Source organism: Phytobacter massiliensis JC163 (genome assembly GCF_000321045.1).
Classification (GTDB): Bacteria; Pseudomonadota; Gammaproteobacteria; order Enterobacterales; family Enterobacteriaceae; genus Phytobacter_A; species Phytobacter_A massiliensis.
Genome location: NZ_HE578945.1, coordinates 428,310 through 445,306, shown reverse-complemented (window position 1 = coordinate 445,306; position 16,997 = coordinate 428,310). Strand labels below are relative to the sequence as shown.

Sequence of the window (16,997 nt, the reverse complement as noted above, 5' to 3'; positions counted from 1 at the left end):
GCCCTGTAATACCGGCAATACCCCGTAAAGCACCAGCGCGATAATCGCCGGCTGCTGCCCAAAACCGATAACCGGGACGGCGATAGCCAGTACCGCTACCGGGGGAAACGTCTGCCCGACGGCGGCAATGGTTTCGACCAGCGGGCGGAACTCGCGCCCCCAGCTGCGGGTCACGGCGATCCCCGCCCCCATACCGATGACGACGGCCAGCAGGCTGGAGACGCCCACCAGCCAGAAATGGGCCAGTGCCAGCGCCACAAAGCTCTCCTGCTGGTAAACCGGACGCGGCAGCTGCGGAAACAGCGCGCCAAACAGCGCCTCGCTGTGCGGCAGGGCGTAGAGCAGCGCCGCAAACAGCGCAATCAGCCATAAAAGGGGGTCACGCAGGCGTGTCACTCGCGGCCTCCGCTTTCAGCAAATCGTTAAAATGCAGCGTTCCGCAGGCGGCGCCCTGCGCGTCCACCACCGGCAGCACGTCGCACTGGCGGGCGACAAACAGCGACAGCGCCTCGCGCAGCGACAGATCCCGGCTGACCGGTTCGCCCTGAGCCGTACCGCCGTCGCGCATGGCGTGGCTGACCTGGCGCAGGGAGAGCAGCCGCACGCCCAGTTCACTGCGGCCAAAAAAGTCGCGCACAAAGCCGTTGGCCGGGTTCGTCAGCATCGATAGCGGCGTCCCCTGCTGGACAATTGCGCCGTTATCCATCAGGACCAGGTGATCCGCCAGCTGCAGCGCTTCGTCGATATCATGAGTCACCAGCACAATGGTGCGCCCCAGCAGGCGGTGAATACGGATCATCTCCTGCTGCAACGCCGCGCGGGTCACCGGGTCCAGCGCGCCGAAGGGCTCATCCATCAGCAGCACTTCCGGGTCGGCGGCCAGTGCCCTCGCCACGCCGACGCGCTGCTGCTGCCCGCCGGAAAGCTGATGGGGATAGCGCTCGCGCAGGGCCTCATCCAGCCCCAGCAGCGCCATCAGCTCCGCGACGCGATCGTTGATTTTGCCCCGCGACCATTTTTGCAGCTGTAACACCGTGGCGATATTCTGCCCCACCGTCCAGTGGGGAAAGAGGCCAATAGACTGAATGGCATAGCCCATCCGCCGACGCAGTTCGAGCACCGGCAGCTGACGAATATCCTCTCCGGCGAAAAGCAGCGTGCCCTCGTCATGCTCAACCAGCCGGTTGATCATCTTAAGCGTGGTAGATTTACCGGAGCCGGAAGTACCGATCAGCACTGAAAAAGCGCCGGTCTTGCATTCCAGGTTCAGATCGCTCACCGCCGGTTGCCCGGCGAACGTTTTACTCACATGCCTGAATTCAATCATGGCTGTTTTACCTCCAGTAGCGCTATGCCTAAGGCGAATAGCGCATCTACCGCTACCGCCAGCGCGATAACCGGAATCACCCCAAGCAGTACCAGGTCCAGCGCGCTGCTCAGCAGCCCCTGAAAGACCAGCGCGCCGAAACCGCCTGCGCCAATCAGCGCCGCGATCACCGCCATCCCCACTGTCTGTACCGCCACTACCCGCAGGCTGCGCAGCAGAATGGGCAGCGCCAGCGGCAGGCGGACGTGCCAGAACTGCTGTTTGCCGCTCATGCCCATCCCCCGCGCGCTCTCCAGTACGTCCGCAGGCACCTGATTAAGCCCGGCGACAACCCCGCGCACCAGCGGCAGCAGGGCATAGAGCACCAGCGCAATGAGCGCGGGCGTCAGGCCTGTACCCGCCACGCCAACGCGGGCAAGCCACGGGAACTCGGCCACCAGCCCGGCTAGCGGGGCGATCAGCAGGCCAAACAGCGCAACCGACGGCACGGTCTGAATGACGTTGAGTACCGTGAAGACCGGCCCCTGGCGCGCCGGATGGCGATAGCACCACAGCCCGATCGCCAGCCCCAGCGCCAGCGCCGGAACCAGCGTGCCGAAAAGGATCGTCAGGTGCTGCGCCAGCGCGTCGTTAAATACCTCTTGACGATTGGCGTACTCTTTCAGTAAAGAGAGACGATCCAGCTCGCCGCTCAGCAGCAGCCAGAGCGGCACCAGCCAGAGTTGCGCCTGCAGTAGCCAGCGGCCAATGGGGTTAACCGTGAGCCGACGGATGACATCGCTACAGATGAGCAGCGAAAGCGCCAGCCACAGCCACAGACCGCTGCCGGGGGAGGTTCGCGCCAGTGTACTGCCCTGCTCCGCCAGATCAGTCGCCGCCCTGCCCGCGCTCCAGACGAGGGCGATAAAGGCCGCCTCGGCAAGAAGAAGCGTTGCCGCCAGCGCGCCGCGCCGGGGAAGAAAGGCAAGCACCAGCAGCAGCGCAGGCACAATCAGCCCCAGGGCAGCATATGAGGGCCACAGCTGCCACAGCGCGCGGCTCTCTCCGGAAACCAGGCGATTAGGGGCGTAATTCACAAAAGGTAAGGCGGTTGCCGCCAGCGCCAGAATAACCAGCAGCAGCAACACGCGATTATGACAACGTAGCACCACGTTTATTTAATCAGTCCCTTTTCTTTCAGATAGTCCGCCGCGACTTTTTTGGCGTCCAGACCTTCCACCGCGATGCTGGCGTTAAGCTGCTGCAGCGTTTTCTCATCCAGGCTTGCGAAGACCGGTTTCAGCCACTCTTCCATCTGCGGGTAAGCTTTCAGGACCGCTTCACGTACCACGGGAGCGGGGGCATAGATAGGCTGAACGCCTTTCGGATCGCTCAGGGTTTGCAGCCCCAGCGCGGCAACCGGGCCATCGGTGCCGTAGGCCATGGCGGCGTTCACGCCGGAGGTCTGCTGGGCGGCGGCTTTGATGGTGACTGCCGTGTCGCCACCGGCCAGCGACAGAAGCTGCTGCTGGTTCAGCTTGAAGTTGTAGGCTTTTTCGAATGCGGGCAGCGCGTCGGCGCGCTCGATAAACTCTGCAGAGGCGGCGAGCTTAAAGGTGCCGCCCTCTTTAAGGTAACGGCTTAGATCCTCAAGAGAGGTGAGTTTGTTCTTTTCCGCCACGTCCTGGCGGACAGCAATGGTCCAGGTATTGTTGGCGGGCGCGGCGGTCAGCCAGACAAGCTTATTCTGCTCCGCGTCGAGCTTTTTAACTTTGTCGTAGCCCTGCTGCGCGTTTTTCCACGCCGGGTCGTTCTCCTGCTTAAAGAAGAACGCGCCGTTGCCGGTGTATTCCGGGTAGATATCAAGCTCACCAGAGGTGATAGCGCCGCGCACCACCGGCGTCGTGCCAAGCTGCACTTTGTTGACGGTTTTAACGCCGTGGCTTTCCAGCACCTGCAAAATAATGTTGCCCAGCAGCGCCCCTTCGGTATCGATCTTCGAACCCACTTTAACCGGCTCGGCCGCCTGCGCCCCTGCGGCTAACAGTAATAATCCCGCTGCGCTCCATTGCTGAAATGGTTTCATGCTAAATCCTCATTGTTATCGTGGTTGCCGTTTACGGCCTTGCAAAAAGCGTAGTTGAGAATTAAGAGGATGACATCTATGGAAGGGAATTTGCTGTTACGGTTGCACTACGTTCCCCTCTCCGCAAAAGGGAGAGGGAGAAAGGCGTAGCCCGGATAAGGCGTTACGCCGCATCCGGGCACTATAGAGGCTTATTGCAGTTCGAATTCGCCCTGTTTGACTCTGGCCGAGTCCAGACCGATAAAGACGTTGAATTTGCCCGGCTCCGCGTCGTACTTCATACGCTGGTTCCAGAACTTAAGCGCCTCGACATCGATCGGGAAGCTGACGGTTTGCGTCTCGCCCGGCTTAAGGGTGACTTTTTCGAAGCCGCGCAGCTGTTTCACCGGGCGGCTCATCGACGCGGTGACATCCTGCACGTACATCTGCACCACCGTCGCGCCGTCGCGTTTGCCGCTGTTGGTCACCTCGACGCTGGCGGTCACTGTACCGTCGCGCTTCATCGTCGGGGCGGACATTTTAACATCCGACACGGTGAAGGTGGTGTAGCTCAGGCCATAGCCAAAGGGATAAAGCGGCCCGTTGGCCTCGTCGAAATAGCGTGAGGTGTACTTATTCGGGTTATCGGCATTATAAGGACGGCCGGTATTCAGATGGCTGTAGTAAACCGGCACCTGCCCTACCGAGCGCGGGAAGGACATCGGTAGTTTGCCCGACGGGTTATAGTCGCCAAACAGCACGTCGGCGATGGCGTTGCCCCCTTCGGTCCCGGCAAACCAGGTCTCCAGAATGGCGTCCGCCTGCTGATCTTCTTTCACCAGCGCCAGCGGCCTACCGTTCATCAGCACCAGCACCAGCGGTTTACCCGTCGCTTTCAGGGCGGTAATCAGATCGCGCTGGCTTTGCGGGATTTTCAGATCGGTACGGCTGGAAGCCTCATGGGCCATGCCCTGCGCTTCACCCACCACGGCCACCACAACGTCGGATTCATTGGCTGCTTTTACCGCCTCGTCAATCATCGCCTGCGGGGTGCGCTCGTCCACTTTGACTGCCGGTTCGTACTGGTTCAGGAAGTCAACGATGCCCTTATCATCGGTCAGATTTGCGCCTTTGGCGTAAATCACTTTACCGCTGTCCCCCAGCACATTTTTGATGCCGGTGAGCACGGTCACGGACTGTTCCACCACGCCCGCCGCTGACCAGCTGCCCATGACGTCGCGTTTGCTGTCCGCCAGCGGGCCGATGACGGCAATGGTGCCCGATTTTTTCAGCGGCAGCGTTTCCAGGCGGTTTTTCAGCAGCACCATACTTTCATGGGCGATTTCGCGCGCCTCTTTACGGTGCAGACGGCTTTCGGCATTGGTGTCCTGCGGGTCGGACTCTTTCGGCCCCAGGTGGCTGTAGGGATCGTTAAACAGCCCCATGTCATATTTCACGTTCAGCACATGACGGGCGGCGTCGTCCAGCTCCGCCATGGTCACCTTGCCGCTCTTAATCAGGCCCGGCAGATATTTGCTGTAGTACTCATCCGCCATGCTCATATCAACGCCGGACTTAATCGCCACGCGTACCGCATCTTCCGGGTCGGCAGCCGTACCGTGTTTAATCAGCTCCTTAATGGCGCCGTGGTCAGAGATGGTAATGCCTTTAAATTTCCAGTCGCCGCGCAGCAGCTCTTTCAGCAACCAGCTATCGGAAGCGGCAGGCGTGCCGTTAAGGGAGTTAAGCGCGATCATCACCCCGCCGCTGCCTGCATCCAGCGCGGCTTTGTAAGGCGGCATATAGTCGTTGAACAGGCGCTGAGAACTCATATCGACGGTGTTGTACTCTTTACCGCCCTCCACCGCGCCGTAAGCGGCGAAGTGTTTAACGCTGGTCATCACCGAATAGCGGTCCGCCGGACTTTTGCCCTGCATCGCTTCAACCATGGCTTTGCCCATGGTGGCGGTCAGATAAGTATCTTCGCCAAAGCCCTCAGAGACGCGGCCCCAGCGCGGGTCGCGGGAGACATCCACCATCGGCGCCCAGGTCATGTTCAGGCCGTCGTCTGCCGCTTCATAAGCGGAAATGCGCCCGACGGTCTTCACCGCATCAAGGTTGAAAGAGGATGCCAGGCCCAGGCTAATCGGGAAAACGGTGCGCTGGCCGTGCACGACGTCATAGGCAAAAAACAGCGGAATTTTCAGGCGGCTGAGCTGCATCGCCTGATCCTGCATGGCGCGGATATCCTGGCGGGTCACGGTATTGAAAATCGCCCCAACCTGGCTTTTTTCAATCATGTCGCGGATGGCTTCTTTTGGGTTGTCCGGCCCGACGCTAATCAGACGAAGCTGACCGATTTTCTCATCAACGGTCATTTTTTTGAGTAATTCAGTAACAAACGCATCCCGTGCTTCGGGCGTCAGCGGATGTTTGCCTGACGTCTCTTCCGCCAGCGCCGGATGCAGCACAAGGCTAACAGCGACCCCTACCGAACATAGCCATTTCATGTCTTCACTCTCTCGTATCAACAAGGCCGCTCACCGGCCTGGCCGTGAAAAAAACGCAGTGTGCCATAATCGTAGTCTGGCTTGCAGAGTTATTCTCTGATTTCTCTAAGAATTAACCACTTTCAGACACTATGCTTATTACCTTGCTTACCCTATCGCAACAAGGAACGAACCATGCCTATCGCTACGCGTCAGCACGCACCCGCTTTTACCCAGGAACTTGAACGTCTTGTCGGCCACGCCCACGTTTTGACCGACCCGGCAAAAACCGCGCGTTACCGAAAGGGTTTTCGTTCCGGCGAGGGCGACGCGCTGGCCGTGGTCTTCCCCGGTACGTTACTGGAATTATGGCGGGTGCTGAGCCTGTGCGTCAGCGCCGACAAAATTATTTTGATGCAGGCGGCCAACACCGGGCTGACCGAAGGATCGACGCCGAACGGCAATGATTACGACCGTGAAATTGTCATCATCAGTACGCTGCGCCTGGACAAGCTGCATCTGCTGGATAACGGCCAGCAGGTGTTGGCTTACCCCGGTACGACCCTTTATGCCCTTGAGAAGGCGCTTAAGCCGCTGGGACGCGAGCCGCATTCGGTGATCGGCTCGTCCTGTATTGGCGCTTCGGTGATCGGCGGGATCTGTAATAACTCCGGCGGCGCGCTGGTGCAACGCGGCCCGGCTTATACCGAGATGTCGCTTTATGCCCGCATCAACGAAGAGGGCGCACTGCAGCTGGTCAACCATCTTGGCATCGATCTGGGGACGACCCCGGAGCAGATCTTAGGCCGGCTCGACGACGACCGGCTGCGCGATAGCGACGTGCGCCACGATGGCCGACACGGGCACGATCGGGACTACGTGCGGCGCGTCAGAGAGATAGACGCCGACAGTCCGGCGCGTTATAACGCCGACCCGGACCGTCTGTTTGAATCCTCCGGCTGCGCCGGTAAGCTGGCGGTTTTCGCGGTGCGCCTGGACACCTTCGTCGCCCAAAAGCGCCAGCAGGTATTTTATATTGGCACCAATCAGCCTGCGGTGTTGAGCGCGATCCGCCGTCATATTCTCAGCCAGTTCACCCATCTGCCGGTGGCGGGGGAATATATGCACCGCGACATCTACGATATCGCCGAGCGTTACGGCAAAGATACCTTCCTGATGATCGATAAGCTTGGCACCGACAAAATGCCCTTTTTCTTTACCATGAAGGGGCGCGCCGATGCGCTGCTGGGTAAATCCACGCTGTTTAAGCCCCACTTTACCGACCGGGCAATGCAGAGCCTGGGGCGGCTTTTCCCCTCTCACCTGCCGCCGCGCATGAAAAGCTGGCGTAATAAATACGAACATCACCTGCTGCTGAAAATGTCCGGGGACGGCATCGCCGAGGCGCAACGCTGGCTCTCCGCGTTCTTTGCCGACGCCGAGGGGGATTTTTTCGCCTGCACTACCGAAGAGGGCAATAAAGCGTTCCTGCACCGTTTTGCCGCGGCCGGAGCGGCGATTCGCTACCAGGCGGTACATGCCGACGAGGTGGAGGATATTCTGGCGCTCGATATCGCCCTGCGGCGCAACGATGAAGCGTGGTTCGAAACGCTGCCGCCGGAAATCGACAGCCAGCTGGTGCACAAGCTCTATTACGGCCACTTTTTCTGCCATGTTTTTCATCAGGATTACATTGTGAAAAAGGGCGTAGACAGCCACGCATTAAAAGCGCAGATGCTGGAGCTACTGCGCGCACGGGGCGCGCAGTACCCGGCGGAGCATAACGTCGGCCACCTCTACGAAGCGCCGGAACCTTTAGTTCAGTTTTACCGGCAAAACGATCCCACCAACAGCATGAACCCCGGCATCGGCAAAACCAGCAAGAGAAAAAACTGGGCGTAAATCCGCGGGTTAGCCTGGCGGCGCGATGGAGATGCAAAATAGTGCGGTAGCGGGCTATTTTGCATTTTGCATTCGTACTAGAGTAGCGACACGCGCCAGAGAAACGTTTCTCTGGCGGGCTACTCTAGGAGCATCCCATCATGTCTGCATGTGATCTTTTTAGCGAAAACGCATTGATCGTGCGCGATGCATGCCCTGACGACGTTCATGCCATCTCGTCGATCTACGCATGGCATGTTTTACACGGACGGGCCTCGTTCGAAGAGGTGCCGCCCACTATCGAAGAGATGCGTAAACGCATCAATAAGACGGCCAGCAATGGCCTGCCCTGGCTGGTGGCGCTCTATCACGGCATAGTGGTTGGCTACAGTTATGCCAGCATGTACCGCCCTCGCCATGCTTATCGCTATACCCTCGAAGAGTCGATTTATGTGGATGCCAGCATGACCGGACGCGGCGTCGGCAGCATGCTAATGAGCGCGCTGATCGCCCGCTGTGAAGAGGGGCCGTGGCGGCAGATGATTGCGGTAATCGGCGATGGTCAAAACAACGGCGGTTCCCTGCGCCTGCACAAAAAGCACGGGTTTGAAATTGTCGGGCAGCTGCGGAGCGTCGGCTATAAGAAAGGGGACTGGCGGGATACGGTCATTATGCAGCGCCCGCTGAACGACGGTGACTGGACGCTGCCGGAGTAACAGTCGCGGCTGATAGCGCGTCGCCATCAGCCCCGCTTTTAGTCGTTCTGGGCGGTCTGCTCACCGCTGCCGACGCCCGCTGCGGCCATCTGCGCCGCCTTCGCCCGCTTATAGCTCAACGCCGAGGCCGGTACCGGCTGCGCTTTGCCGGTTTCAATCCAGGTGCGCAGACGGCTGGCGTCGGCAAAGTGGGTATATTTCCCGAAGGCGTCCATCACCACCAGCGCCACCGGTTTATTATTGATTAACGTACGCATCACCAGGCAGTGGCCCGCCGCATTGGTAAAGCCGGTTTTGGTGAGTTGAATATTCCAGTTATCCCGGTATACCAGATGGTTGGTATTGCGAAACGGCAGGGTGTAAGCCGGGTTAGAGAAGGTCGCCATCTCTTCACGCGTGGTGCTCAACTGGCCGATAAGCGGGTACTGTTTACTGGCGATCAACAGACGGGTGAGATCCCGCGCCGTCGAGACGTTATGGATAGAGAGGCCGGTCGGCTCGACGAAGTGGGTATTGTTCATCCCCAGCGCCTTCGCTTTGGCGTTCATCGCGCGAATAAATGCGTCATAGCCGCCCGGATAGTGATGGGCCAGGCTCGCCGCCGCACGGTTTTCTGACGACATCAGCGCCAGCAGCAGCATATCTTTGCGGCTGATTTCACTGTTCAGCCGCACCCGGGAGTAAATTCCCTTCATCTCAGGGGTGTGGCTGATATCCACTTTAAGCTTTTCATCCAGCGGCAGGCTGGCGTCCAGCACCACCATTGCCGTCATCAACTTGGTGATGGAGGCAATGGGCCGCACCAGATCCGGGTGGCTGGAGTAGATAACTTTATTGGTATTGAGATCGACAATCATCGCGCTGCCGGAGGCGATTTCCGGCTGCGCGGCCGTCACCGCCGCAGAGGTTTTTGCCAGCGCCTGCGGCGCCAGGGGAACGGCGCACAGCAGCGCGAGACTTAACAGTGAAACTCGAATTTTCAGCATGGTGTCATTTCTGGTGATTATTCATGGACGTTATTACGCACGCCGCATCTGTTCATGAAACCAATAACAGAGCTGGCTCAGGCATAATAGCCATCGCGTCGCGTTGTCGCCACCAGAGATTCATTACAGAAGTTTGCGTTGCTGGCGGCTTGCCAGCAACGCAGCCCGATCAGAACAGACGGTAGCCATAGCCCCAGAGAATCACCGTCAGCGCCAGTAGAATTTCCAGCACCAGCACGCCAATCGCCAGCGTAGAGCTGGAGAAGCTCAGCCCCTCTTCCCGGTTAATGTTGAGGAAGGTGGGAATGCCAAGGTAAAGCAGATAACCCGTATAGAACAGCGCTACGGTGCCCACCAGCGCGCACAGCCATACCAGCGGGTAGAGCGCCACAATGCCGCTTAAAAAAAGCGGCGTCGCCACGTAGCCTGCGAACACCATACAGCGCGCCAGCGACGGGCGATGGGGATAGTTGCGCGCCATCCACCAAATCACCCGGCCCATCACGGCCACGCCCGCCAGCATCAGCGCATAGAAGATGACGGCAAGATAGAATGCGGTAAACCAGTTGAGCTGCACCACATTCTGTTCGCCAAAGTTCCAGCCAATTTGCGTGGTGCCAATAAACGCGCAGACCACAGGAATTGCCGCCATGATTAAGACGTGGTGGGTGTAGTGGTGAGAGATGGTTTCATTCTCACCTTTGATAACCTGCATTTCACGAACGGGATGGGAAAAAAGTCCCCAGACATGATTCATAACGCCCCCTTACGCAGTACCTGATGAGAGACGTTTTAAGTATAAATCACGAACTGGTTATTTTCTGAGCAATGCAGGGTTCAGATTTTATAGAACAGGGTATTCTGCGCCAGCGGGGATGAAACAAAGCCAAAGTATTCATAAAAAGCCTTCGCCCGTTCATCAATAGCATGAACCATAATGGCTTTGATTCCGACGTCGGCTGCCAGGTTAGAGACCCGTCTGACTGCATCGTTAAGAAGCCATTTTCCAAAATGGTGCCCCTGGGTACTTTCATCTACAGCGAGACGACCTAACAGAACCACAGGAATAGGATCGGGCATGTTCTGACGCAGGCTACGGCCTGTATCCGCGTGGCAGACTGAGCCTGTTGCCAGTGAGTAATACCCTACCACTCTGTCTGTACCTTCCAGGCAGATAACAAACGTCCGGGAAGCATTGAGTAACTGATTTTTCATCGCCCGGCGGCGTAACCACTCATCCAGCACCACGTTGCCGCTATTAAACGTACTGAGAATGTGTCTCTCTGACAGCAGTTGCGGCGCACTAACTGTTATTTCCATCCTGGCTTCACATCCATTAACCGATCGCGGCCTTCAACATTCTGTACCGGTGCTTCAAGCTGCTCAATAAAAGCCTGATAGCGGGCATCGTCAAGCACAAAGAGCCGTTGGTCGAGAATAATGTTCTGCGCCTCATGCACTGCCTGCTCAATAATAAAATCGGTGCGGTTTTTGTTGACCAGACTGGCAGCGTAATCGATCACCGCACGCTCTTCTTCGGTTGCGCGTACGTTGATTTGTTTATCACGGGTGGTTTTACGAATGGTGTTTTGCATAGCGGCCTCCCTTATAAGATAACAGTTTGCTATACACAGCATAACAATCAAGGTAGCAAATTGCTATACATCATCAGCTATTGTGTTTAGCGCCCATGCCATCCTGCGCGATCGGTTTTAAAGGTATATGCTTAAACCGTTTAACAGGAGAGTGGTTTCGCTATGGATATCAATACGCTTATTAGCCAGTACGGTTACGCCGCGCTGGTTATTGGCAGCATTGCCGAAGGGGAGACAATCACCCTGCTCGGCGGCGTGGCAGCCCATCAGGGACTGCTTAAATTCCCGCTGGTTGTGGCCGCCGTAGCGCTGGGGGGGATGATCGGCGATCAGTTGCTCTACCTGCTGGGTCGCCGTTACGGCATGAAAATTTTGCGCCGTTTCTCGCGCCATCAGAAGAAAATCAATAAAGCGCAGCGGCTTATCAACCGTCGCCCCTGGCTGTTTGTTATCGGCACCCGTTTTATGTACGGCTTTCGTATTATCGGCCCGCTGCTGATCGGCGCCAGTCGCCTGCCGCCAAAGGTGTTCCTGCCGCTGAATATCGTCGGCGCGATTATCTGGGCGCTGATTTTTACCGCACTGGGGTACGTGGGGGGTGAAGTTATCGGCCCGTGGCTGCATCAGTTTGATCAGCATGCCAAACGGCTAATCTGGCTGGTACTGGCGGTGGCGATTGTGTTTTCCGTGCGCTGGTGGCTGCGGCGTCGCCAGGCAAAACGCCGCAGCACACCAGAAGAATAGTTACTGGCGGCTGGCGTTAAACTGCGGGTTCGCCAGCATAAAGCCGCCGTCGACAATAAACGACTGGCCGGTGGTGTAGCTGGCGTTTTCGGAGCAGAGCCACGCCACAAGGCTGGCTATCTCTGCGGTTTTCCCCGGTCTTGCCAGCGGGATATTGGGCATCGAGCCGGGCTGCGCGTCGTCGTCGCTCATATCGTTCATCGGCGTGGCAATCGCGCCCGGCGCGACGGCGTTAACAAGTATGTTGTAACTAACAAGCTCCAGCGCCATCGATTTTGTCAGGCCGCCGAGGGCGTGCTTCGCCGCAGTATAGGCGCTGGCTTCCGGCAACGGCGTATGCTCATGTACGGAGGTAATATTCACAATGCGCCCGCCCTCCCCCTGTTTCACCATCTGGCGGGCGGCGATTTGTGAGCAGAGCATCGCGCCGTCGACATCCACGGTGAAAATTTTCCGCCACTCCTCAAGAGAGACGTCAAGAAACGGCGCTTTGGTCATCGCCCCGGCGTTGTTGACCAGTACGTCAATACGCCCGAATTCGGCAATCAGCTTTTCAATGGCCTGCGCCCCGTCGGGAAGGTGGCTCAGGTCAAGCTGGATAGTGCGCGCCTGTCGGCCCTGTTGCTCTACCTCGCGGGCGGTCTCTTTCGCCCCCTCTTCATCCGAGTGCCAGGTAATGCCGATATCAAAACCGTTCTGCGCCAGCAGCAGGGCGCACGCTTTACCGATGCCGGAATCTGATGCCGTTACAATTGCCACTTTTGCCATAATCTTCTCCAGATGCGTCAGAATGAACCCTAAGTATAGGATTCAGCCTGAACGCCGGAAAAAATCATGCCTGGTGGTAGCCGCCGCCGAGGGCGCTAATAAGCTGGATCGATGCGTCAAGCCACTGTCCCTGCAGTATCAGGCCGTTGCCCTGCTCGCGAAGCGCCGGAATTTTCGCCTGGCTGACCCTTGAGCCCGCGATAATACCGGCGTTGAACCGCGCCTGCGCCAGGCCAACCACCCGCTGGGCATCGCGCTCAATCTGCTGCTGGTGTTCGTTCTTCTGCGAAAGGGTCGCCACCTCGCTTGCGGTGCGCGCCACGTCGTTGACCGCGTCCACCACCGCCTTGTTGTAGTTGGCGACGGACAGGTTACTCTGGGCCTTCGCAATATCCAGGCTGGCATTCAATCTGCCGCTGTCAAAAATAGGCAGCGTCAGGCCAGCGGTGACCCCCATCTGCTGGGCCGAACTACGGAACAGATCGCTCAGGTGCAGGGCGTCCTGCTGCAGGAAAGCCATCAGGTTGACGTCGGGATAGAAAGCCGCTTTCGCCGCCTCAACGCTGCTTAAGGAGGACTCAATATACCAGTGGGCCGCCTGCAGATCGGCTCGGCGCGCCAGCAGCGAGTAGCCCAGCTGCGCCGGCAGCTTGCTCTCTACTTTCGGCAGCGCCACTGCCCGCAGCGCCAGCGAGGCTGACTGGGTATTGGTCAGGGCGCTCAGGCGCGCCTCGATAACCTTCATCTTCCCGGCAACGTCGTTAAGCTGCTGCTGGGTTTTGCTGCTGTCGATATCGGTCTCCACCCCTTCAACAGAGGAGGTGATACCGTGCTGGTAAAGCTGGCGATCGGTGGCGATGATATTCTGCTGCTGCTGTTCGACCTGGGTCAGCACGTTGCGCAGCGCCGCCTGGGTTTGCCACTCCCAGTAGAGTCGCGCCACGCCGCTTGCCAGCAGCTGGCGGGTCTGCTCCAGCTCCGCCTCTTTCGCCCGGGCGACCCCAATACGCGCGGTCACTTCCGCACGGTTTTTCCCCCACAGATCGAGATCCCAGCCCGCGGTCAGGCCAAAGGTGCCGTTGGTGTACCACGGCCCGGTGGTGCCCGCCGCGGGATCGGTAATGGCGAACGGCCCCATCAGCCCTTCCGCCGACATTTTTTGTCGCTCGGCGTCGGCCGAAAAATCGACCTGCGGCCCGTCCTGCGCCTCAACGGCTTTTGCCTGCGCTTCCGCCAGCTGTATGCGCTGGGCGGCAACCTGCATATCAGGCGAATTTTTAAGCGCGCTGTCGATTAACTTATTAAGCTGCGCATCGTGCCAGGTCAGCCACCACTGGCTGTCAGGCCAGCCGTCTTTTAACGCGGCCGGTAAGGGCGCGGCAACGTGCGAAGCGGGCGCCTGTTGCGTCAGCGCCTGGCGGCTGTTGTGCATCGGCGCGCAGCCCGTCAGTAAAAGGGAAACGGGGAAACAGGCGCTCAGCGCCAAAAGAGAATAACGATTCATAGGATTGTTCTGAAAATAAGCGTGCGCGGAGCGTAACGTGTGTGAGGATTTATTTTTTAGTTACGCGTGGCAATACATCTTCTGACGTCAAAGGAAACAAATTGAAAAACACGATTAATTATTGAGAAAGAAGATGTCCGGGGCCACGAACCTATAATCCTTTCCTATACTTAGCCTGAACTTACCAAAAAAGGGAAAGGCGATGAAAATTGTACTATGGGCTATTTTGATAATTTTTCTGATTGGGTTATTGGTGGTAACGGGCGTCTTTAAAATGATTTTCTGACAGGTTCAATCAGCGTGCTCGCGTTTCGGAGCACGCTGCCCCTCCCGCGGCTAGGGGGTGAGCCCCTGAATGGCCCGGGCGATTTCCGCCGAGCTTTTCAGCGCGCGGATCAGTTCGAATACCGCCTGCGCTTGCGGATACTCTTTGCGCAAATAACCCAGCCACTGTTTGATACGCGCTACGTGGTATAACCCCGTATCTCCCTGCTTTTCCAGGCGGCTGTACCGTTGCAGGAGCGTAACGACCTCCGGCCACGGCATGGGCGGCGCGTTATGCTTAATCACCCGGCTGAGATTGGGCACGTTGAGCGCCCCGCGACCAATCATCACCGCATCGCAGCCGGTTGTCGCCATGCACGCCTGCGCGCTCTGCCAGTCCCAAATCTCACCGTTAGCGATAACCGGAATAGTAAGCCGCTGGCGAATGTCGCCGATCGCCTGCCAGTTAATTCGTTCCGCTTTATAGCCATCTTCTTTGGTGCGGCCGTGAACCACCAGCTCGCTGGCCCCGGCCTGCTGCACCGCGTCGGCTATCTCAAACTGCCGGTCGCCGCTGTCCCAGCCAAGGCGAACTTTGACGGTCACGGGCAGATGGGCAGGCACCGCCTCACGCATCGCTTTCGCGCCGCGATAGATAAGCTCAGGATCTTTTAACAGCGTTGCCCCGCCGCCGCTGCCGTTCACCACCTTTGAGGGGCAGCCGCAGTTCAAATCGACGCCCCACGAGCCCAGTTCAACCGCGCGGGCGGCGTTCTCCGCCAGCCACTGGGGATACTGCCCTAAAAGCTGTACCCGCACAGGGGTGCCTGATGAGGTACGGCTGTTGTGCCGCAGCTCCGGGCAAAGCCGGTAAAAAGCTTTCACCGGCAATAGCTGATCGACCACGCGCAGAAATTCGCTGATGCAAAGATCGTAATCATTTACGCTGGTCAATAGCTCGCGCACCAGCGAATCGAGCACGCCTTCCATCGGTGCCAGTAATACGCGCATAGTTTGCCCCTGTAAAAAAGAGGCGACATAGTAGCGCCTCTTTTATAAGGAGGAAAGGAGATGCTGTTCAGGCGCTCTGTCGCCCCGGCTCCCTGTGCGGCAGGGTCTGCGCCCCCTCCCCCAGCGTGCGCTGCATGATGACGATGTCGAGCCAGCGACCGTGCTTGAACCCCACATTTTGCAGCGTACCGCTGATGCTGAAACCCGCTTTTTTGTGCACGCCCAGCGAGGCGGCATTTTCGCTGTTGCCCACCACCGCAATCAGCTGGCGATAGCCGTGACGTTCCGCCCACTCGACGGCCTTCGCCAGCAGCGCGCTGCCCGCCCCGCGATGGCGAAAGTCGCGGTCAACATAAATAGAGTCTTCCAGCGTGTAGCGATAGGCGTAGCGCGTGCGGTAGGCCGCCAGATAGCAGTAGCCCTTTACCACCCCCGCCTCCAGGAGAACGAACCAGGGAAGCCCGGCGCTGCGAATTTTAGCCAGCCGGGCGCGCATCTCTTCTATGTCAGGCGGTGCGGTTTCGAAGGAGGCGCTGCCATTCGTTACGTGCCAGGCGTATATTTGCTGGATGGCGGCCAGGTGCCGCTCTTCTGCTCTGATAATGTCCATTGTGCTGCTCCTGCATATTCAGGCGTTCAGACTAGCCGCAACCACCCGATTCAGGCACCGGCCTGCGCTTATCACTGGTATAAGGATAACTTTGGATGGCAAGTTTCAGCCTCGAACAACTGACAACCTTTCGTCTGGTCATGGGCCGGGGAAGTTTTACCGCGGCCGCGGAGGCGTTGGGTATTTCGCAGCCTGCCGTTAGCCTGCAGATGCGACAGCTGGAGGCGGCATTGAAAACGCGTTTAATTGAGCGCTATGGCCGGGGCGTGCGCCCGACGCCTGCCGGGCTCTCCTTGCTGGCGCACTGCGGAGAAATAGAAAAAGCCGTTACCGCCGCCGTGCATTCGGTGGCTCTACACCAGCAAACGATAAGCGAAACGGTCACCCTGGGGACCGGCGCCACCGCCTGCATCCACCTGTTGCCGGGGGTTTTGCAGGCGCTACGCCACGATCATCCGCAGCTTTCGGTAGGCGTTCAGACGGGCAACACGCAGGATATTGTTCGCGCCGTAGAAGAAAATCGCGTCGATATCGGGCTGGTCACGCTGCCCGTATCGGGGCGTAATCTGGAAATCACCCCAATAATGAACGATGAGTTTGTTGCCATCACCGCCGCCGGTGCGGCCGATATGGACGAAACGGTGATGACGGCGGCTGATTTCACCACGCAGGATTTGATTGTTTTTATTGCCGGTAGCGGCACGCGCGCCCTTATTGACGGCTGGTTCCAGCGCGCAGGCGCGGTGGTCTCCCCGGTGATGGAGCCGGGCAGTATCGAGGCAATAAAGCGAATGGTACGCGCAGGGCTGGGCTACAGCATCGTTCCGCGAATGGCGGTTCAGGAGCCCGGCGATCGGCAAGGCCTTGCCGTTCATCCCCTTGCGCCTGGGCTACACCGACAGCTCGGGCTGGTTATGCGCCCGGATAAAATTGTCACCCGCGGCATGCGCGAACTTATTGGCCGCCTGCAAATGCAGGGGGAAAATGAATCAACGTGAACTGTTGCCAGAAGGCATGCATACCATTCCTGGAATTCATGATGTGATCGGTAGCACGTT

Annotated in this window: 17 protein-coding genes and 1 pseudogene; 5 read left to right on the top strand and 13 right to left on the bottom strand. The window is 58.4% G+C overall.

Annotated elements, in window-relative coordinates; all coding sequences use genetic code 11:
• The 5 genes and pseudogenes from ENTHG_RS02310 to bglX form a co-directional block, all read right to left on the bottom strand.
• A pseudogene (locus tag ENTHG_RS02310) lies at positions 1 to 396 on the bottom strand (ABC transporter permease); the annotation flags it as partial.
• A complete protein-coding gene (locus ENTHG_RS02305) occupies positions 380 to 1,327 on the bottom strand; it encodes an ABC transporter ATP-binding protein (protein WP_044173063.1) in 948 nt (315 codons plus the stop codon). The pseudogene ENTHG_RS02310 and the gene ENTHG_RS02305, both read right to left, overlap by 17 nt.
• Complete coding sequence (locus tag ENTHG_RS02300; RefSeq protein ID WP_044173060.1) at positions 1,324 to 2,478, bottom strand: ABC transporter permease; 1,155 nt, start codon at positions 2,476 to 2,478, stop codon at positions 1,324 to 1,326. The genes ENTHG_RS02305 and ENTHG_RS02300 overlap by 4 nt, the downstream gene beginning before the upstream one ends.
• A 2-nt stretch (positions 2,479 to 2,480) precedes the next feature.
• Positions 2,481 to 3,392 (bottom strand): glycine betaine ABC transporter substrate-binding protein OsmF, encoded by a 912-nt coding sequence (osmF, locus tag ENTHG_RS02295; protein WP_044173058.1) that lies wholly within the window; start codon positions 3,390 to 3,392, stop codon positions 2,481 to 2,483.
• A 191-nt stretch (positions 3,393 to 3,583) separates the two neighbouring features.
• The gene (bglX, locus tag ENTHG_RS02290; RefSeq protein WP_044173056.1) at positions 3,584 to 5,881 is read right to left on the bottom strand and encodes a beta-glucosidase BglX; all 2,298 of its coding nucleotides are present in this window, start codon (positions 5,879 to 5,881) and stop codon (positions 3,584 to 3,586) included.
• Positions 5,882 to 6,055: 174 nt separating this feature from the next.
• Here bglX and dld point away from each other — a divergent pair, with 174 nt between their 5' ends.
• Together dld and ENTHG_RS02280 are read left to right on the top strand one after the other, a co-directional pair.
• A complete protein-coding gene (gene dld, locus ENTHG_RS02285) occupies positions 6,056 to 7,762 on the top strand; it encodes a D-lactate dehydrogenase (RefSeq protein ID WP_044173054.1) in 1,707 nt (568 codons plus the stop codon).
• A 140-nt stretch (positions 7,763 to 7,902) separates the two neighbouring features.
• Positions 7,903 to 8,457 carry a GNAT family N-acetyltransferase gene (locus ENTHG_RS02280; protein ID WP_044173052.1) on the top strand — a complete coding sequence of 185 codons (555 nt, stop codon included), beginning with the start codon at positions 7,903 to 7,905 and terminating at the stop codon, positions 8,455 to 8,457.
• A gap of 38 nt (positions 8,458 to 8,495) precedes the next feature.
• Here the strand turns inward: ENTHG_RS02280 and pbpG are convergent, their stop codons facing one another.
• The 4 genes from pbpG to ENTHG_RS02260 all read right to left on the bottom strand — a co-directional run bounded on the left by pbpG (position 8,496) and on the right by ENTHG_RS02260 (position 11,038).
• Positions 8,496 to 9,443, bottom strand: a complete 948-nt coding sequence (gene pbpG, locus ENTHG_RS02275; RefSeq protein ID WP_044173050.1) for a D-alanyl-D-alanine endopeptidase — start codon at positions 9,441 to 9,443, stop codon at positions 8,496 to 8,498.
• Positions 9,444 to 9,612: 169 nt separating this feature from the next.
• On the bottom strand, positions 9,613 to 10,200 hold the full coding sequence (locus ENTHG_RS02270) for a Yip1 family protein (RefSeq protein WP_044173049.1): 588 nt from the start codon (positions 10,198 to 10,200) through the stop codon (positions 9,613 to 9,615).
• 80 nt (positions 10,201 to 10,280) lie between these two features.
• Entirely contained in the window at positions 10,281 to 10,763 is a 483-nt protein-coding gene (locus ENTHG_RS02265; protein WP_044173047.1) for a GNAT family N-acetyltransferase, read from the bottom strand.
• The gene (locus ENTHG_RS02260; RefSeq protein ID WP_044173045.1) at positions 10,754 to 11,038 is read right to left on the bottom strand and encodes a type II toxin-antitoxin system TacA family antitoxin; all 285 of its coding nucleotides are present in this window, start codon (positions 11,036 to 11,038) and stop codon (positions 10,754 to 10,756) included. The genes ENTHG_RS02265 and ENTHG_RS02260 overlap by 10 nt, the downstream gene beginning before the upstream one ends.
• A gap of 162 nt (positions 11,039 to 11,200) precedes the next feature.
• Here ENTHG_RS02260 and ENTHG_RS02255 point away from each other — a divergent pair, with 162 nt between their 5' ends.
• On the top strand, positions 11,201 to 11,782 hold the full coding sequence (locus ENTHG_RS02255; protein ID WP_044173044.1) for a DedA family protein: 582 nt from the start codon (positions 11,201 to 11,203) through the stop codon (positions 11,780 to 11,782).
• Here ENTHG_RS02255 and ENTHG_RS02250 read toward each other — a convergent pair whose 3' ends face one another.
• Both ENTHG_RS02250 and mdtQ read right to left on the bottom strand, forming a co-directional pair.
• Positions 11,783 to 12,550: an SDR family oxidoreductase gene (locus tag ENTHG_RS02250; RefSeq protein ID WP_044173042.1), complete on the bottom strand. Its 768-nt coding sequence runs from the start codon at positions 12,548 to 12,550 to the stop codon at positions 11,783 to 11,785.
• A gap of 64 nt (positions 12,551 to 12,614) precedes the next feature.
• Positions 12,615 to 14,054, bottom strand: coding sequence for a multidrug resistance outer membrane protein MdtQ (gene mdtQ, locus ENTHG_RS02245; protein WP_044173040.1), 1,440 nt, complete (start codon positions 14,052 to 14,054; stop codon positions 12,615 to 12,617).
• A gap of 202 nt (positions 14,055 to 14,256) precedes the next feature.
• On the opposite strand from mdtQ, the gene yohP reads away from it, so the two are divergent.
• Positions 14,257 to 14,340, top strand: coding sequence for a small membrane protein YohP (gene yohP / locus ENTHG_RS26275; protein WP_071825789.1), 84 nt, complete (start codon positions 14,257 to 14,259; stop codon positions 14,338 to 14,340).
• Between the two features lie 50 nt (positions 14,341 to 14,390).
• Here the strand turns inward: yohP and dusC are convergent, their stop codons facing one another.
• Positions 14,391 to 15,329 (bottom strand): tRNA dihydrouridine(16) synthase DusC, encoded by a 939-nt coding sequence (dusC, locus tag ENTHG_RS02240; RefSeq protein WP_044173038.1) that lies wholly within the window; start codon positions 15,327 to 15,329, stop codon positions 14,391 to 14,393.
• Positions 15,330 to 15,396: 67 nt separating this feature from the next.
• Positions 15,397 to 15,939, bottom strand: a complete 543-nt coding sequence (locus ENTHG_RS02235; protein WP_044173036.1) for a GNAT family N-acetyltransferase — start codon at positions 15,937 to 15,939, stop codon at positions 15,397 to 15,399.
• Positions 15,940 to 16,034: 95 nt separating this feature from the next.
• Between ENTHG_RS02235 and ENTHG_RS02230 the strand changes: the two genes are divergently transcribed.
• Entirely contained in the window at positions 16,035 to 16,937 is a 903-nt protein-coding gene (locus tag ENTHG_RS02230) for a LysR family transcriptional regulator (protein ID WP_044173034.1), read from the top strand.
• The last annotated feature ends 60 nt before the right edge of the window (positions 16,938 to 16,997 follow it).

Bases quoted from the DNA above. Each gene is read 5' to 3' on its own strand.
- mdtQ (WP_044173040.1), bottom strand. From the start codon at position 14,054: ATGAATCGTTATTCTCTTTTGGCGCTGAGCGCCTGTTTCCCCGTTTCC.
- ENTHG_RS02250 (WP_044173042.1), bottom strand. From the start codon at position 12,550: ATGGCAAAAGTGGCAATTGTAACGGCATCAGATTCCGGCATCGGTAAA.
- ENTHG_RS02265 (WP_044173047.1), bottom strand. From the start codon at position 10,763: ATGGAAATAACAGTTAGTGCGCCGCAACTGCTGTCAGAGAGACACATT.
- dusC (WP_044173038.1), bottom strand. From the start codon at position 15,329: ATGCGCGTATTACTGGCACCGATGGAAGGCGTGCTCGATTCGCTGGTG.
- ENTHG_RS02230 (WP_044173034.1), top strand. From the start codon at position 16,035: ATGGCAAGTTTCAGCCTCGAACAACTGACAACCTTTCGTCTGGTCATG.
- ENTHG_RS02255 (WP_044173044.1), top strand. From the start codon at position 11,201: ATGGATATCAATACGCTTATTAGCCAGTACGGTTACGCCGCGCTGGTT.
- ENTHG_RS02235 (WP_044173036.1), bottom strand. From the start codon at position 15,939: ATGGACATTATCAGAGCAGAAGAGCGGCACCTGGCCGCCATCCAGCAA.
- ENTHG_RS02305 (WP_044173063.1), bottom strand. From the start codon at position 1,327: ATGATTGAATTCAGGCATGTGAGTAAAACGTTCGCCGGGCAACCGGCG.
- ENTHG_RS02260 (WP_044173045.1), bottom strand. From the start codon at position 11,038: ATGCAAAACACCATTCGTAAAACCACCCGTGATAAACAAATCAACGTA.
- ENTHG_RS02270 (WP_044173049.1), bottom strand. From the start codon at position 10,200: ATGAATCATGTCTGGGGACTTTTTTCCCATCCCGTTCGTGAAATGCAG.
- dld (WP_044173054.1), top strand. From the start codon at position 6,056: ATGCCTATCGCTACGCGTCAGCACGCACCCGCTTTTACCCAGGAACTT.
- bglX (WP_044173056.1), bottom strand. From the start codon at position 5,881: ATGAAATGGCTATGTTCGGTAGGGGTCGCTGTTAGCCTTGTGCTGCAT.
- pbpG (WP_044173050.1), bottom strand. From the start codon at position 9,443: ATGCTGAAAATTCGAGTTTCACTGTTAAGTCTCGCGCTGCTGTGCGCC.
- osmF (WP_044173058.1), bottom strand. From the start codon at position 3,392: ATGAAACCATTTCAGCAATGGAGCGCAGCGGGATTATTACTGTTAGCC.
- yohP (WP_071825789.1), top strand. From the start codon at position 14,257: ATGAAAATTGTACTATGGGCTATTTTGATAATTTTTCTGATTGGGTTA.
- ENTHG_RS02280 (WP_044173052.1), top strand. From the start codon at position 7,903: ATGTCTGCATGTGATCTTTTTAGCGAAAACGCATTGATCGTGCGCGAT.